The sequence below is a fragment of the Sphingomonas sp. genome, assembly GCF_019635455.1.
Classification (GTDB): domain Bacteria; phylum Pseudomonadota; class Alphaproteobacteria; order Sphingomonadales; family Sphingomonadaceae; genus Sphingomonas.
Genome location: NZ_JAHBZJ010000007.1, coordinates 1 through 15712, shown reverse-complemented (window position 1 = coordinate 15712; position 15712 = coordinate 1). Strand labels below are relative to the sequence as shown.

General features: G+C 66.9%; 16 protein-coding genes, 1 tRNA gene and 1 pseudogene. 13 read left to right on the top strand and 5 right to left on the bottom strand.

The genetic code is table 11. The features are described from left to right. The first annotated feature begins 387 nt into the window (after positions 1-387). The 4 genes from KF783_RS09905 to KF783_RS09890 all read left to right on the top strand — a co-directional run bounded on the left by KF783_RS09905 (position 388) and on the right by KF783_RS09890 (position 3588). Positions 388-741: a hypothetical protein gene (locus tag KF783_RS09905; protein ID WP_294078726.1), complete on the top strand. Its 354-nt coding sequence runs from the start codon at positions 388-390 to the stop codon at positions 739-741. Between the two features lie 78 nt (positions 742-819). Next, complete coding sequence (locus tag KF783_RS09900) at positions 820-2343, top strand: M20/M25/M40 family metallo-hydrolase (protein ID WP_294078724.1); 1524 nt, start codon at positions 820-822, stop codon at positions 2341-2343. 26 nt (positions 2344-2369) lie between these two features. After that, on the top strand, positions 2370-3026 hold the full coding sequence (locus tag KF783_RS09895) for a dihydrofolate reductase family protein (RefSeq protein ID WP_294078722.1): 657 nt from the start codon (positions 2370-2372) through the stop codon (positions 3024-3026). Between the two features lie 229 nt (positions 3027-3255). Then, the gene (locus KF783_RS09890; RefSeq protein WP_294078719.1) at positions 3256-3588 is read left to right on the top strand and encodes a hypothetical protein; all 333 of its coding nucleotides are present in this window, start codon (positions 3256-3258) and stop codon (positions 3586-3588) included. Positions 3589-3688: 100 nt separating this feature from the next. On the opposite strand, the gene KF783_RS09885 is transcribed toward KF783_RS09890, so the two are convergent. Both KF783_RS09885 and KF783_RS09880 read right to left on the bottom strand, forming a co-directional pair. Next, positions 3689-4168 (bottom strand): hypothetical protein, encoded by a 480-nt coding sequence (locus KF783_RS09885; protein WP_294078716.1) that lies wholly within the window; start codon positions 4166-4168, stop codon positions 3689-3691. 22 nt (positions 4169-4190) lie between these two features. Then, positions 4191-4760: a thermonuclease family protein gene (locus KF783_RS09880; protein WP_294078713.1), complete on the bottom strand. Its 570-nt coding sequence runs from the start codon at positions 4758-4760 to the stop codon at positions 4191-4193. Positions 4761-4926: 166 nt separating this feature from the next. On the opposite strand from KF783_RS09880, the gene KF783_RS09875 reads away from it, so the two are divergent. Continuing rightward, complete coding sequence (locus KF783_RS09875) at positions 4927-5109, top strand: hypothetical protein (protein WP_294078710.1); 183 nt, start codon at positions 4927-4929, stop codon at positions 5107-5109. Positions 5110-5288: 179 nt separating this feature from the next. On the opposite strand, the gene KF783_RS09870 is transcribed toward KF783_RS09875, so the two are convergent. After that, entirely contained in the window at positions 5289-7352 is a 2064-nt protein-coding gene (locus tag KF783_RS09870) for a S9 family peptidase (RefSeq protein WP_294078708.1), read from the bottom strand. A gap of 93 nt (positions 7353-7445) precedes the next feature. Here KF783_RS09870 and KF783_RS09865 point away from each other — a divergent pair, with 93 nt between their 5' ends. Beyond that, positions 7446-9713, top strand: a complete 2268-nt coding sequence (locus KF783_RS09865; RefSeq protein ID WP_294078706.1) for a penicillin acylase family protein — start codon at positions 7446-7448, stop codon at positions 9711-9713. A 70-nt stretch (positions 9714-9783) separates the two neighbouring features. Here KF783_RS09865 and KF783_RS09860 read toward each other — a convergent pair whose 3' ends face one another. Then, complete coding sequence (locus tag KF783_RS09860; RefSeq protein WP_294078703.1) at positions 9784-10494, bottom strand: L,D-transpeptidase family protein; 711 nt, start codon at positions 10492-10494, stop codon at positions 9784-9786. A gap of 256 nt (positions 10495-10750) precedes the next feature. Here KF783_RS09860 and KF783_RS09855 point away from each other — a divergent pair, with 256 nt between their 5' ends. Beyond that, on the top strand, positions 10751-12553 hold the full coding sequence (locus KF783_RS09855) for an aminopeptidase P family protein (protein WP_294078701.1): 1803 nt from the start codon (positions 10751-10753) through the stop codon (positions 12551-12553). Positions 12554-12560: 7 nt separating this feature from the next. Here the strand turns inward: KF783_RS09855 and KF783_RS09850 are convergent, their stop codons facing one another. Next, positions 12561-12695, bottom strand: a complete 135-nt coding sequence (locus KF783_RS09850) for a hypothetical protein (protein WP_294078699.1) — start codon at positions 12693-12695, stop codon at positions 12561-12563. 100 nt (positions 12696-12795) lie between these two features. Between KF783_RS09850 and KF783_RS09845 the strand changes: the two genes are divergently transcribed. The 6 genes and pseudogenes from KF783_RS09845 to KF783_RS09820 all read left to right on the top strand — a co-directional run bounded on the left by KF783_RS09845 (position 12796) and on the right by KF783_RS09820 (position 15610). Then, positions 12796-12870 (top strand) — tRNA-Thr (locus KF783_RS09845). 320 nt (positions 12871-13190) lie between these two features. Next, on the top strand, positions 13191-13553 hold the full coding sequence (locus KF783_RS09840) for a hypothetical protein (RefSeq protein WP_294078696.1): 363 nt from the start codon (positions 13191-13193) through the stop codon (positions 13551-13553). 70 nt (positions 13554-13623) lie between these two features. After that, positions 13624-13977, top strand: coding sequence for a metalloregulator ArsR/SmtB family transcription factor (locus tag KF783_RS09835; protein WP_294078693.1), 354 nt, complete (start codon positions 13624-13626; stop codon positions 13975-13977). Continuing rightward, positions 13974-14453, top strand: a pseudogene (locus KF783_RS09830) (arsenate reductase ArsC); the annotation flags it as partial. The gene KF783_RS09835 and the pseudogene KF783_RS09830, both read left to right, overlap by 4 nt. After that, positions 14448-14924 carry an arsenate reductase (glutaredoxin) gene (arsC, locus tag KF783_RS09825; protein WP_294079136.1) on the top strand — a complete coding sequence of 159 codons (477 nt, stop codon included), beginning with the start codon at positions 14448-14450 and terminating at the stop codon, positions 14922-14924. The pseudogene KF783_RS09830 and the gene arsC, both read left to right, overlap by 6 nt. Continuing rightward, positions 14921-15610 (top strand): MIP/aquaporin family protein, encoded by a 690-nt coding sequence (locus tag KF783_RS09820; protein ID WP_294078690.1) that lies wholly within the window; start codon positions 14921-14923, stop codon positions 15608-15610. Before arsC ends, KF783_RS09820 begins: the two co-directional genes overlap by 4 nt. Positions 15611-15712 lie beyond the last annotated feature (102 nt).

Sequence of the window (15712 nt, the reverse complement as noted above, 5' to 3'; positions counted from 1 at the left end):
CGGCGTTCCACCAGTGCTTGGGCTTGTCCCCCTTAGTGACCACTACAGATTGTGTCAGTTCGGCCCGGGAGGCAATACGGTAAATTACAAATGAATGACTCGGTTCGTCGCTGGTTTGACTCGGTTCGCCGACGCCAGGGAACGACCTGCGGGCCGCGACGCGCGGACCTTCCTAGGGTTTTCGGATTGCAAGCGAACGCTTGGCGAACATCGATATTTTTCCGTCCACCGATTCATCCACAGATTTCTGGCACAGATTTCCGGCACAGATTTCCGGCCGGGGAGTTCGCGGCCGATCGCACCGGCATCCGGTCAGCAACGCGAAAGCAACCGTGAGCCACAGTTCCGCAGACGGCGCGCCGCGCCGCCGAAGCAAGGGGAACGACGATGCGAATTGCGGCGATCACGGCACTGGCACTGTCACCTGCCCTGGCGGGGGCGGCCCCTGCGACGGCGCAGATCCGCGACCCGGCGGGAAGCAATGCGGGCTGGTCGATGCCGCGCCCCGCGCTGCCCGGCGTCGGTCCCGACCTGCGCCAGGTCGATCGGTCGATTCGCAACGGGCGCAAGGCGGGTCAGCTCTCCCGCAGCGAGGCGCGGCAATTGCGGCGCGAGGAGCGCCGCATCGCGGCGGTCGAGGCACGGCTGGCGCGCGACGGCCTCAGCGAATCGGAACGCGAGGGCCTGCAACGCCAGGTCGAGGCGCTGCGCAGCGTGACGAGCGCGCGGCGCGGGCGCTGAAGGCGGCCATCGCCCCATTGCCGTCCGCGCCCGCTGCGCTAGGCTGACCGCCAGCGAACGGCGACAGGGGACGGCACGATGGACGATACGGGACGCGCGATCGGGCGGCGGGCGATGCTGAAGGCGGCGGCGGCGGGAACCGCGCTGGCGGCGCCGGGCGCGGCGCTGGCCAAGGATGGGTTCGCGGATGTGAAGAAGGCCATCGCCGCCGGCCATGACGCGGCGGTCAGGCGATTGCAGGAGTGGATCCGCCTGCCGTCGATCGCGGCGGAGGATCGCGGATATCCGCAGGGGCCGGACTATATGAAGCAGCTGGTGCTGGACGCCGGCTTTCAACATGCCGAAATCATCCCGTCCAGCGGCAAGCCGGGGGTGTTCGCCACGCTGGACGCGGGTGCGAAAAAGACGCTCGGCATCTATTTCATGTATGACGTCAAGCAGTTCGACCCCGCCGAATGGTCGCACCCGCCGCTGGAGGCGCAGCTGGTCGACAAGCCGGGATTCGGCAAGGTGATCGTCGGGCGCGGCGCGGTGAACCAGAAGGGGCCGGAGGCGACGTTCCTGGCGGCGCTGCACGCGATGCGCGCGGCCGGGCGCAAGCTGCCGGTCAACCTGGTGCTGGTGGCCGAGGGCGAGGAAGAGATCGCCTCCCCGCATTTTCACGAGATCGTGACCACACCCAAGGTGGCGGCCGCGCTGAAGAAAACGGTGGGCGTCATCATCCCGACCAGCTGGCAGAGTCCGGCGACCGGCGGCGTGACGCTGGCGCTGGGCGCGAAGGGCGCGGTCGAGTTCGAGCTGACCGTGTCGGGCGAGAAATGGGGGCGCGGGCCAAAGGGCGACATCCATTCGAGCGAAAAGGCGCGGGTGGACAGCCCGCCCTGGCGGCTGGTCGCGGCGCTGTCGACGCTGGTCTCGAAGGACGGCAACACCGTCACGATCGACGGCATCCAGGACGAGGTCGCGCCGCTGACCGCGCGGCAGAAGCAGCTGATCGCGATGACCGCGAAGAACAGCAGCGAGGCGGACGCCAAGAAGGCGCTGGGGGTCGAGCGGTGGATCGACGATATGAGCTGGGAAGAGTCGCTGATCCGGCTGGCCCAGGTGCCGACGGTGAACATTCAGGGATTGCTGTCGGGCTATATGGGACCGGGCGGCAAGACCATCCTGCCCGGCCGCGCCACCGCCAAGATCGAGATGCGGCTGGTGCCGGACATGACCAGGGACGATACGATCGCCAAGCTGCGCGCGCATCTCGACCGGCGCGGGTTCGGCGATGTCGAGATCAACGTGACCGGCGGATACGGACCGACCCAGACCGACGAGAACAGCGCGCTGATCCGTGCCGAGCTGGCGACGTGCGAGCGGCTGGGCGTGCCGGCGACGCTGTATCCGCGACTGGCGGGCAGCTGGCCCGGCGTGATCTTTACCGGACCGCCGCTGAACCTGCCCGCCGGCCAGTTCGGGTTCGGCCATGGTAGCGGCGCACACGCCCCCAATGAATATTTCGTGATCGAGAGCAGCAACCCCAAGGTGATGGGAATGGACGAGGCCGCATTCGGCTTCGTCGATTTCCTCTATCAGGTCGCCGCCACCGCCTGACCGCAGGACGAAACGGGAGACGCGGCATGGAGCGCGGCAACGGCAAGACACGGGTGAGCGGCTTTACCGTCTCGATCGACGGGTTCGGCGCGGGGCCGCACCAGGATCTGGCGCATCCGATGGGGCGGGGCAGCGCGGCGCTGCACGCGTGGCTCAAACACACGCGCGTGTTCCACGCGATGACCGGGCAGGCGGGGGGCAGCGACGGGGTGGACCAGCGCTTCGCGCAGGCGTCGATGGCCGGCGTCGGCGCCTGGGTGATGGGCCGGAACATGTTCGGCCCGGTGCGCGGCGACTGGCCCGATTTCGCGTGGCAGGGATGGTGGGGCGACGAGCCGCCCTATCGCTGCCCGGTATTCGTGCTGACCCACTATCCCCGCCCGCCGCTGGAAATGAAGGGCGGAACGGTGTTCCATTTCGTCACCGACGGACCGGATGCGGCGCTGGCGCAGGCGCGCGTGGCGGCGGGCGGGCGCGACGTGCGGATCGGCGGCGGCGTGGCGACGGTGCGCCATTACCTCACCACCGGCGCGATCGACGCGCTGCATCTGGCGATATCGCCGGTTCTGCTGGGCGCGGGCGAAGCGCTGTTGACCGGCATCGACCTTCCCGCGCTGGGCTATCGCGTCGGTGCGGCGGAGCCGGGCGAGCACGCGATGCATGTGACGATCACCCGCGACTGAGGGACCGGGAGGCCGCGCGTACCGGCCGAAATGTGGCGGTGCGATGAACGCCCGATGAAGCCCCGGCGGCCAGGCGGCGGCGCGGCGCTTTCCGCCCGTCGCTTTCACGCCACGGTTCGCCCCGAGCCACCGGACGTATGCGCGCGAGTCACCCGTTCTCCCGGCGAAACCGACGCGGCGGGACGGTCGTTCTTCTCGCCAGGTTCATGGTGACATGAGGAGAAATTTGATGCGTACCCCCCTGATGATCGCGACGGCGCTGGCCATGATCGCGACCCCGGCAATGGCGAAAAAGCTGGCCCCGGACGAGGTCTTCACCGACAGCAATTCCCACTATCTCGACATGAAGACGGCGATCAGCGAGGCGAAACGCGAGCTGAAGAGCGATCTGGCCCGCGCGCATGACGAGGGCGACCGGATCGACGCGGTCGCCGAATATGAGGCCGAAGTGGCCGACGCGAAAAAGGATTTCCGCAAGGAGATGGCCGAACGCGGGATCATGATTCCGCGCGGCCAGGTGATCGTCGAGGATGGCGAAGTGGCGATGCTGACGCCGCGCTGATCGCCGCGATCGATACCGACCGGTCCCATGACGGGATCGGGAGGGCGGGAGTTGCACCGCGCGGACAGCGTCGCGGTCGCCGCTTCCGCCCTTTCGCGCGCTAGTTCAGCGGGCAGTCCCGGCCACCCGCCGCGCACCATGCCTTGCGGACATCGCCCTTGAAATCGAGCTGCCCCAGGCTCTGCATCGCCTCGGCGATGACCATCGGTTCGACCGCGCGGCGACGGCCGGCCGCCTTGCTCCGGGCGGCAGCGAGGAGGGTCTTCAGGTCGGCGACCGACAACCGCTTCGCATAGCCCGCGCCGATCGCGGCGATCAGGCGGTCGCGGCCATCGGCATAGACGCGCCGTGCGGTGGCGCGGAACGCGGCCCGATCCGCTTCGCTCCAGTCCGAATGGTCGGCCAGCATCTCCCCGGTCTCCTTTTCGGCGATCATCGGCAGCACCGTGGCAAGGGGGCCGGTGGCGGCAAGTTCGCGGCCCAGCCGGGCCGCCTCTGGCGCGGGGGATGGCGCAGGTGCCGGCGCCGGCGCGGTCGCCGTCTGGAGCATCAGGGCAAGCGCGGCGACCAGCATCTTCATTCTCCTGCGCCGCTGCGGCGCGTCAGTCGCACCAGCCCGCGCGGCGACCCCCATGATAGCGCCGTGCCAATCCTTCCGCCACCAGCGTCTCGCCCACCGGTTGCCCCGCCACCGACACCAGCGCGAGCCGGCGACCATAGCGATCGAACGCGCGTTCGATCGGCGTAAGGGCGACCGGACCGGAATTGAGCAGCGCCCGCAGCCGACGGGTGGCCGCCTGCCCCAGCGCCGCCTCCCGCGCGCAGCGCGAGGGATGCGTTTCGGGCGTGTCGATATCGGCGATGCGGATCTTTACGCCACCCATCCAGAAAGTGTCGCCATCAACCACACAGTCACGCCCGCCGCCGATGTGGCAGGTGGTGAACAACGCCCGCGTCCCCGATGCGCCCGAAGCGGCGGGCGCAGCGTCCGATTGGGGCAGGAGCGACCAGGCGAGTATGGCGGTCAGCAACGCGAGCGCGGTTGCGGCGAGACGGCGCGGACCAAAGCGACGGCGACGGGTGCGATCCCCACGGAGGCGAAGCGGCGCCTGATGGCGATCCCAGTCCCGCCACATCCGGCGGCTGCGGTGCATGTCGAGCGGGTGCTTCATCGGCTCGCCTCCTGATGGAGGCGAGCCTAGGGCGTCGAGGTCACCAAATCCTTTCCCGGCGCATCGGGTTCGGACCGGCATGCCGCCGATCCGGAGCAATGGGAACCGCGTCCATTCCGGATCGGATCGGCGCCGATCCGGCACCGGACCCGGCTAGGGAAGAGGAATGAGCGAGCCGGTCATCATGATATGCGCAAGTTGCGAAAGCGAACGCGTCACGCGTGAGGCCTGGGCGGCATGGGATATCGCGACACAGACATGGGTGCTGAACGAGCTGTTCGACTATGCCTTTTGTCACCAGTGCCACCGCCGCACGCGACTGATCGCGCGTCCGGCGGAGCGTCCCTAGGCGGATCGGCATTCGGGGGTTGAAGCGCTGGCGGTGGCAGGGGCAGGGGCAGGGGCAGGGGCAGGGGCAGGGGCAGGTGATGTGCCACCTTCGCGATGCACGCCAACCTGGCCGCCAGCCAGCCGATAGCCGTCCCTCAGTCCGTCGGTGCAAAGGCTGCCTGCGCTCGCCCGTGCGCGTCAGGCCGCCTTTTCGACACCGAGTTGCCAGAGGATGAAGGCATTCTCCTCCGCCGCTTCGCGCAGGCTCTCCCAACGGCCCGACTTGCCGCCATGGCCCGCGCCCATATTGGTCTTGAGGACAAGGATATTGTCGTCGGTCTTGGTCGCGCGGAGCTTTGCGGCCCATTTCGCCGGCTCCCAATAGGTGACGCGCGGATCGTTGAGGCCGCCGGAAATATACAGCGGCGGATAGTCCTGCGGGCGGACATTGTCATAGGGGGAATAGCCCCGGATCAGATCGAACGCCGCCTTGTCGGTGATCGGATTTCCCCATTCGGGCCATTCGCCCGGGGTCAGCGGCAGGCTGTCGTCGAGCATCGTGTTGAGCACATCGACAAATGGCACATCGGCGACGACCACGCCCCACAGGTCGGGGTCGGAGTTGATCACCGCGCCCATCAGCTCACCGCCCGCGCTGCGCCCGGCGATCGCCAGGCCGCCCCGATGCGTATAGCCGCGTTCGATCAACCCCCGGGCCACATCGACGAAATCGTTGAAGCTGTTGGCGCGCTTCTCCAGCTTGCCGTCGAGATACCATTGCTGGCCAAGATCGTCGCCGCCCCGGATATGCGCGATCGCGAAGGCGACGCCGCGATCGAGGAACGACATCCGCGCCGTCGAGAAGCCGGGCGGGATGGCATAGCCATAGGCGCCATAGGCATAGAGATAGACCTTCCCGGATCCGTCGCGCGGGAAGTCCTTTGGATAGACGATCGAACAGGGAATGTCGGTGCCGTCGCGCGCGGCGATGTGCAGCCGTTCGGTCGCGTATCTGCTCCCGTCATAGCCCGATGGAATTTCCTGGACCTTGCGCACTTCGAGGTTCCCGCCCGCGACGTGATAATCATAGACGGTGCCGGGCGTGACCATCGATTCATAGCCGATGCGCAGGCGATCCATGGCATATTCGGGATTGTCGCCCAGGCTGGCGACATAGCTTGCCTCAGGGAACGCGATCCGGGTCGGCGCGCCGCCGCCGTAGCGATGGAGTTCGATCTGATCGAGACCGGCCTCGCGCCCCTCGACCACGAAGAAATCGGCGAAGGTGGTGACGCCGGTCATGTAGAAATCGGCCGAGGGCGCGATCCGTTCGGCCCACTCGCCCGGCGCGTCGATGCTGGCGGTGCATAGCCGCCAGTTGGTGTGGGTGTCGTTGGTGTGGATGAAGAGCGTGCCGTCATGCTCCTCGACATCATATTCGCGCCCCTCCTTGCGCGGCGCGACAAGGATGAAGTCGGCGAAGGGGTTGTCGGCGGGGAGCAGGCGCACCTCGCTCGTGGTGTGATCGCCGGTCGAGACGGTGATCCACTTGCGCGACTGGGTCTCGCCGACCGCGACGCGATAGCCCTCGTCATCCTCGTGATAGAGTTCCGCGTCCTGCTCGACCGGCTCGCCGAGCCGGTGGAACCGGGCATTGTCCGTGCGCCACTGGTCGTTGGCGGTGCCGTAGAGAAAGCCCGAATCGTCGGCGATCCAGACGATGTCGGAAAGCGTGCCGGGAATTTCGTCGGGCAGGTGTGCGCCGGTGTCGAGATCCTTGACCCTGAGCAGGAAGCGCTCCGAGCCATTGTCGTCATAGGCATAGGCGAGCAGCCGCCCGTTATTGGAGACCGAAAAGCCGCCGAGCCGGAAATAGTCCTTGCCCGCCGCCAGCGCGGGTTCATCCAGGATCAGCTGGTCATCGCCACCGGCAACCGGCCGCCGCCACCAGCGGCGATACTCCCCGCCCTGTTCGAAATCGGTCCAGTAGAGATAATCGCCATCACGTTGCGGGACGGTCGCCTCATCCTCCTTGATGCGGCCGCGCATCTCCGCGAACAGCGTGTCGGCGAGCGGCTTGAGCGGCGCCATCACCGTTTCGTAATAGGCGTTTTCGGCCTCCAGATAGGCCAGGACATCCTTGTCGGTGACGTTCGGATAGCCGGGATCGCGCAGCCAGTGCCAGGGATCCTCGACACGTACGCCATGGCGTTCGAACGAATGCGCGCGCGTGGCGGCGACGGGGGGGGTGAGATCGGTCATCGCGCCGCTTCCTAAAAGCCGCGCGGCGGGGCGGCAATGGGGTTGCCGGTTACGTCAACCGTGCGCCATGGTGCGCGCAGAGGGAGAGAGTCGATGCGGATGATGCTGTTGGTCGCGGGGGGGATCGCGATTGCGGGCGCGGGCGCCGGCAGCGCGCAGGCGAAACGCTATGACGCGACGATCGTGCGCACCGAACATGGCATCCCGCACGTGACCGCAAAGGACTGGCGCGGGATCGGCTATGGCGTCGGCTATGCCTATGCGCAGGACAATCTGTGCATGATCGCGGAGGAATTCGCGACGGTGGCGGGCGAACGCTCGCTCTATTTCGGGCCGAAGGAGAGCGCGACGCTGGGGTTTCAGACCGTCGATAACCTGACGTCCGACATCTTCTTCCGCAGCGCGATCGACCTGGCGGCATTGCGGCGCGGCGCGCGCAATCAGGGGCGGCCGGCGCTGGAGGTCACCCAGGGCTATGTCGCCGGCTATAATCGCTGGCTGCGCCAGATCGGTCCGGCGGGCGTCCCGGAAGCGTGCCGGGGCAAGCCATGGGTGCGGCCGATCACCACCGACGACATGCTGCGCCTCAACGAAAAGCAGATGCTGCTCGCCAGCTCGCTCAACTTCGCGCCGGCGATCGCCAATGCGGCACCGCCCGGCACGCCCCGGGCGGCGGCGCTGAACCGCGCGGTGCTGCCCGACCTGTCTCGCCTCGAGATTGCGAGCAACGGATGGGCGTTCGGTGGCGAGACCGCGATCGGCGGACGCGGCCTCGTGATCGGCAATCCGCATTTTCCGTGGAACGGACCGAGCCGGTTCTGGGAGATGCACGTCACCATCCCCGGCGTGATCGACGCGGCCGGCGTCGGGATCGCCGGATCGCCCTTCCCCACCCTGGGGTTCAACCATGATGTCGCCTGGACACACACCGTCACTGCCGCGCGGCATTTCACCCTGTACCAGCTGACGCTCGATCCCGGGGATCCGACCAGCTATCTGGTCGATGGCAAGCCGGAAAAGATGATCGCAAAGACGGTGCGGGTGCCGATGCCCGGCGGCGCGGCACCGGTCGAGCGCACGCTCTATTCGACGCGGTTCGGATCGGTGATCGTGCTGCCCCAGGCGATGGCGAACTGGACCAGGGCGATGGCGTTCACGGTAAAGGACGCCAATGCCGGCAACCAGCGCGGGCTAGGCACCTGGGCGCGTATCGCCACCGCGCGCAACGTCGGCGAGATTCGCGCGGCGGTGAGCGAGACGCTGGGCATCCCCTGGGTCAACACCATCGCCGCCGACCGCAATGGCGACGTGCTGCACGCCGACGTGACGGCGGTGCCGAACGTATCGGCGGCGAAGATCAAGGCGTGCGCGACCCCGCTGTCGCCGGTGATCGCGAAATCGGCGGTGCTGCTCGACGGGTCGCGGTCGGCCTGTGCATGGGACGTTGCGGCAGGCACCCCGGTGCCGGGGCTGATGCCGGCGCGCGACCAGGCGGTTCAGCTGCGCCGCGATTACGTCGCCAACATGAACGACAGCTACTGGATCAGCAACGCCGGCGACCCGCATGCCCCGCTTTCGCCGATCCTTGGCGAGGCGGAGCAACCGCTGTCGCTGCGCACCCGATCCGGGTTCCTGGAAACCGGGACACTGCTGCGCGTCTACAAGGTCAGCCATGCACGCGCCATCGCGATGCTGATGGGGAACAAGAGTTACGCCGCCGAGCTGGTGATGCCGTCGATGCTGCGGATTTGCGCCGGGCGGGCCGATCTGAAGGCGCCGTGCGACGCGCTCGCCGGGTGGGACCGGCGCTATAATCTCAACAGCCGGGGGGCGTGGCTGTTCGACCGGTTCTGGACGCGGGCGCGGACGATATCCGACCTGTGGGACGTCAAGTTCGACGTCCGCGATCCGCTGAACACGCCGCGCATCGAACGCGTGTCGGACGACCGCGCGACGAAGCTTGCCGACGCGCTGAAGGCGGCGGCGGACGAGGTGGGCAAGGCCGGCATCGCGCTGGAAGCCGCATGGGGCGACGTCCAATATGCGCAGCGTGGCGAGGCGCGCATCCCGATCCATGGCGGCGACGGGCAGCTGGGCGTGCTGAACGTCCAGATCCCGGTCCCCGCGCCGGGCGGCGTCACCCCGCGCCACGGATCGAGCTATATCCAGATCGTCGGGTTCGATGCGGACGGGCCAGTCGCGGATACGGTGCTGACCTATTCGCAGTCGCCCGACCCCGCCTCCCCCTGGTATGGCGACCAGACGCGGATGTATTCGCAGAAGCGCTGGAACCGCTTTCCCTACACCCCGGCGCAGGTAAAGGCACGGCAGGTGGGCAAGGCATTGCGCATCGCGGAATAGGCGGGCCGGATCGATCGACGGGCATCGCCGTCCGCGCCGGCCGCGCGGAGCGACCGGCCCGTGGTCCAGGCTAGCGGAGGATCGTGCTGCCGACGCCGATCCGCTTGCCCCGGGTGATGATGACCTTGTCGCCCAGCTTTGCCTGTTCGAACAACAGCTTCGCGAACGGGGTCGGCACGCCGATGCAGCCATGGGTGGCGAGGCCCATCTCGACCTCCGACCCATGGATCGAGATGCCGTCATTGGTCAGGCGCATCATGTACGGCATCGGCGCGCCGTAGATGGTCGAGATGTGATGCACCTTTTTCTGGGTGATCGGATAGGTGCCGAGCGGCGTCGGCTTTTCATCGAAGCCATAGAGGATCGCGGTCGCGCCGATCTCATACCCGTCGCGGAACACCGACATCGTCTGCGCCTCCAGATCGACGGTGATGATCAGCTGTCCGCTGGTCGCAATGCCGTCGGCATCCCAATAATAGTCGCCGAAGCGGATCGGCCCGGGAATGTCGAGGATGCGCTTGACGACGAATGCGCCCTCGCGCGGGGCGGGCGCGGGCGCTGGAGCCGCCGGTTGCGCTGCGGGCGCGACGGCGGGCGCAGCGGGGCGTGCGTCCGGTCTGGAGAAATCGGGAATCGGGACCAGTCCCGCCGTCGGCTCGGCATCGGCCCGCATCTGGCTGCGCGCGGGTTCGGGCGCAGGCAACAGCGCGCCGGCGGCCACGGCGCCAACCGTGATCCCGCCAAGCGCCGCCGTGCGCGAGGCCCAGGCCCAAAACCGCATGTCGAACTACCTCCGGTCGATCGTCGCCATCCCTATCCGACCCCTGATCGGGATTTGAGATGCCGCTGACCACCCCCTGATTGGCCGGCGTGTCACCATGGGACAGCGGCGCGCGACGTTAAGGGACCGGCCGCAGGCGCGCGCACGGCCTCTTTTCAAAGCGTGCGCGATGCGGCACCAACCGCGCGTGCCGGCATGTTGCGACCGCCCCGCGCGGCCCCATATCGGCATCATTCACAGTCGAGGATTGCCAGCCATGTCCACCCATGCCGATCGCCTGAAGGCGTTGCGCGAACAGCTCAGGCGCGATGCGCTGGACGGGTTCGTCGTGCCGCTGACCGACGAGCATATGAGCGAATATGTCGGCGATTATGCGCAACGGCTGGCGTGGCTCACCGGGTTTCAGGGCAGCGCGGGCAGCGCCGTCGTCCTGCCTCAAGAGGCGGCGATCTTCACCGACGGCCGCTACACGTTGCAGGTGCGCCAGCAGGTCGATGGCAGCGATTGGGACTATGTGCCGGTGCCTCAGGTGAGCATCGCCGACTGGCTGGGCAAGCATGCGCCCGAGGGCGGGCGGATCGGTTACGATCCCTGGCTGCACACCCGCGACTGGGTGGTCGAGGCGACGAAGGCGCTGGCGGAGAAGGGCGCGGAGCTGGTCGCGGTGACGCGCAACCCGATCGACGTGGTGTGGGGCGACAGGCCGATGCCGTCCGACGCGCAGCTGACCGTGCAGGATGACGCTGCGGCGGGCCGCACGAGCGCCGCCAAGCGCGCGGAGATCGCCGACTGGCTGGCGGAGCGCAAGGCCGACGCGGTGGTGCTGTCCGCACTCGATTCGATCGCCTGGGCGTTCAATGTGCGCGGCGCGGACGTCAGTCACACCCCGGTCGCGCTCGCCTATGCCATCGTCCATGCCGACGGCACCGCCGACCTGTTCGTCGCCAGGGACAAGGTGGGCGACGCCGTGGCGCAGCATCTGGGCAATGCGGTGCGGGTGCGCGACCGTGCCGATTTCGCGCCCGCGCTGGCCCACTTCTCCGGCAAGCGCGTCGCCGCCGACCCGGAACGCGCGGTCGCCGCGATCTTCGACGCGCTCGACGCGGGCGGGGCAAAGGTGCTGAAGCTGCGCGATCCGGTGGTGCTGGCCAAGGCGATCAAGAATGAGGCCGAAATCGCCGGACACCGGGCGGCACAGGCGCGCGACGGCGCCGCGCTGGCCCGGTTCCTGAAATGGGCGGAAGCGGAAATGCCGCGGGGCGGCGTCACCGAATTGTCCGCCGCCGACCGGCTACAGGCGTTTCGTGAGGAGACCGGCGTGCTGAAGGACCTGTCCTTCGACACGATCTCCGCGACCGGCCCCAATGGCGCGATCCCGCATTACAAGGTGACCGCCCAGTCGAGCCTGCCGATCGAGCTGGGTCAGCTCTATCTGGTCGATTCGGGCGGCCAATATGCCGACGGCACCACCGATGTGACGCGCGTCATCCCGGTCGGCGAGCCGAGCGAGGAGATGCGCGACCGCTTCACCCGGGTGCTCAAGGGGCATATCGCGATCGCGACGGCGGTCTTCCCCGCCGGGACGACCGGCGGCCAGATCGACGCGTTCGCGCGGCGACCACTATGGGAGGTCGGCTGCGACTATGGCCATGGCACCGGCCATGGCGTCGGCGCGTATCTGGCGGTGCATGAGGGGCCACAGCGCATCGCCGCGCCCAATTATCCGGGCGGCGGCCCTGCCGAGCCGCTGCGCGCCGGCATGTTCCTGTCGAACGAGCCGGGCTATTACAAGGCGGGTGAGTTCGGCATCCGGATCGAGAATCTGGTGCTGGTGGTCGATCAGGAGATTCCCGGCGCCGAATCGCCGATGCTGGGCTTTGAAACGCTCACCTTCTGCCCGATCGAACGCGACCTGATCGAACCGGCGCTGCTGACCGGGGAAGAGCGGCGATGGCTCGACGCCTATCACGCCCAGGTGCTCGAAATCCTGGGGCCGCAGCTGTCGCCCGACGAGCGGGCATGGCTGGAGGGGAAGTGCCGGCCGATCTTCGCGCGATAGCGTCGCGTCACGCCGTTTCGTCGGGCGGGGGCGACGCGGGGGCGGAGCGTTCGGCATCCACCCGTCGCGCCTGTTCCTTGCGCTTGCGCAGATTGGCGCGCAGCGCGGCGGCCCGGCGGGCATGTTTGTCGGCGTCGTTCATCGCGTCCGGCGATAAACCGCCCCGCTTCGCCTTGACAACAGGCGCGTGTCGCGCGAAAGGGCCGCTCCCGCGCGGGACCGAGCCTTCGGTCGCGCCGAGTGCTGCCGTAGCTCAGTGGTAGAGCGCATCCTTGGTAAGGCTGAGGTCGTGAGTTCAATCCTCACCGGCAGCACCAGATTCCCTCTGGCGGATCAATGGGTTAGCGCCGCCCCTTCAAGGGGCGGCAAACTCCCCTCCTGAAACTGGAAGCGTATCGGAAGCAGCGGAATTCGCAACGCCGGATGGCGTGGCGAAGAATGTGCGGCTTTCGGCGGATTTTCAGCCCAAATTCCATGGTGATCGAACGCATCGATTCGGGGGCTCAGCGACCGGGCCTGATCGGTCCAAACTTCACACCTGTCTCTGATCACCTACCGATCTCAATTTTCATGATTCCATATTTCCTTTATCATAGAAATATCGAATCAATGCATCTCCATTCGGTGGGAGGATCAGGTGAAAATCAGAATTGCGCTTATGGCCGCGCTCGTGGCTTCCGCTTCCGCACAGGCTGCCGAACCCACGGGTTCAGGCGCGCCGATTGAAATCAGCGCCTCGGGCGAAGGCACTTGGTATGTACGGTGCGATGTCGAAAGCGCCATCAATCCAGGGCTTCGCGAACTCAACAAGGCACGCCCTGTCTATCGCGACGGCCGGATGCAGAGCGCCACCTGTCATTACGAGTCGAACAAGCGCGGGCTTACGATCAAGATCGTCGGCGCTGGTTGGGATTGCCCCTTCAAGGGCGCGGCCGAGGGCGACTGCACCTTGGTCGATAATCGAGGCAGCGGAGAGTTCCGCATCAAACGGTCAAAATAAGTGCGTCGGCGAGCGCCTTCAGCTCAAAGGCGCTCGTTGATGAATACGATATTTCCGGTATGGTCGAATCATGGAACTAAAAAGCGCAGTCGCGGCACTATCGGCCCTCGCCCATGAGGGAAGATTGAGTGTCTTTCGCATGTTGGTGCAGGCCGGTCGTGAGGGTATCGCGGCGGGTGAGATTGCGCGCAGGCTCGATTTTCCGGCCAACACGTTGTCCTCCAATCTCAACATTCTCAGCAACGCGGGGTTGATCGACAAACGGCGCGAGAGCCGGTCGATCATCTATTCCGCGCGCTATGAGAACATGACCGAGCTGCTCCAATATCTGCTCCAGGATTGCTGCGGCGGGTCGCCGGAAATCTGCGCGCCGCTGGCGGCGCTCGTGCTGGATAGCCGCTGCGCGGCGGAGGGCTGCGCGTGAGCGACACCAGTTTCAACGTGCTGTTTTTGTGCACCGCCAACTCGGCGCGCTCGATCCTGTCCGAGGCGATCTTGAACCGCCTCGGCGGCGAACGCTTCCGCGCTTTCTCGGCGGGCAGCTTTCCCCGCGGTGAAGTGAACCCCGTGGCGCTTGAGGTCCTGCAATCGCTCGGCCACGGCACGGCTTCTTTCCGCTCTAAGAGCTGGGACGAGTTCGCGGCCGCCGACGCGCCGCGGATCGATCTTGTCGTCACCGTCTGCGACAACGCCGCCGGCGAAATCTGCCCCGCATGGCCAGGTCATCCGCTGACCGTGCATTGGGGCATCGACGATCCGGCATCCGCCGATGGCCTCGGCAAGCAAGAAGCGTTTCTGCGCGCCTATGGCTATCTGGCTGCGCGCATCGGACAGTTGATCGCGCTGCCAGTGGAAACGATGGATCGCGCCGCGCTCAGGGCGGCGCTTAAGGCCATCGGCCAAAGCGAGGGCGCTTCGGGGCGCGCGCAAACGCCAACCGATGTGATCATTTATCACAATCCCGAATGCGGCACGTCGCGCAACACGCTCGCGATGATCCGCAATGCCGGTATCGAACCGCACGTCGTCGAGTATCTCAAAACGCCGCCGTCGCGCGCGATGCTCGAAAGCCTGATCGAGCGTGCGGGCATCACTCCCCGCGCGCTTCTGCGCGAGAAAGGCACGCCCTATGGCGAGTTGGGCCTCGGCGATCCGGCCCTTGGCGACGCGGCGTTGATCGATGCCATGATGGCGCATCCGATCCTCATCAACCGCCCGCTGGTCGTGTCGCCGCTGGGCGTGAAGCTCTGCCGCCCCTCGGAAGAAGTCCTCGATCTCCTTCCGGCATCGCAGCGCGGGCCATTCTTCAAAGAGGACGGCGAACAGGTCATCGACGAGACGGGCAATCGTATCCCCGCGCACGCTGCATGACCCCCGTTACGCGTGCGATATTCGCCGAAGCAGTCGGCAGCCTCTTCCTGTTCGCCACGGTGATCGGGTCGGGCATCATGGCCGAGCATCTGTCCGGCGGTAACGTTGCCATTGCGCTGCTCGGCAACACGCTGGCTACCGGCGCGATCCTGTTCGTCCTGATCACCATGCTCGGGCCGATCTCGGGCGCGCATTTCAACCCCGCCGTGACGCTGGTCTTCCGCTTGAAAGGCGAGATCGGAACCGGGGCCGCATTCGCTTACCTGATCGCGCAACTGGTCGGCGGTATCCTCGGCGTCTGGCTCGCGCATTTGATGTTCGACCAGCCCATCCTTGAGTTTTCGGAGAAACTGCGTTCGGGCGTCGGCCAGTGGGCAGCGGAAGGCGTCGCGACGTTCGGCCTGCTGCTCACGATCCTGGGCACGATCAAGGCAAGGCCGCAATGGGTGCCGGCGAGCGTCGCGCTCTATATCACCGCCGCCTATTGGTTCACCGCCTCCACTTCCTTTGCCAATCCCGCCGTCACGCTGGCACACATCCTGACCGACACATTCGCCGGCATCCGACCCGATGACGTCGCCAGCTTCCTCGTCGCACAGGTAATCGGCGCGCTCTTCGGACTAGCGGTTTCGCGAGCCTTGTTGCCGAATAAAGCCCCGGCCTTCGCGAGAGTGACGGAGCGCTAGACCATGATCGCTTCGGACTCCATCAGTCCCAAGCGTGATCATCGGTCTTCTCCCGAGAGAGGGAGACAGCAGGGCAGCCGCCTCTAGGGACACGCGGGGGGA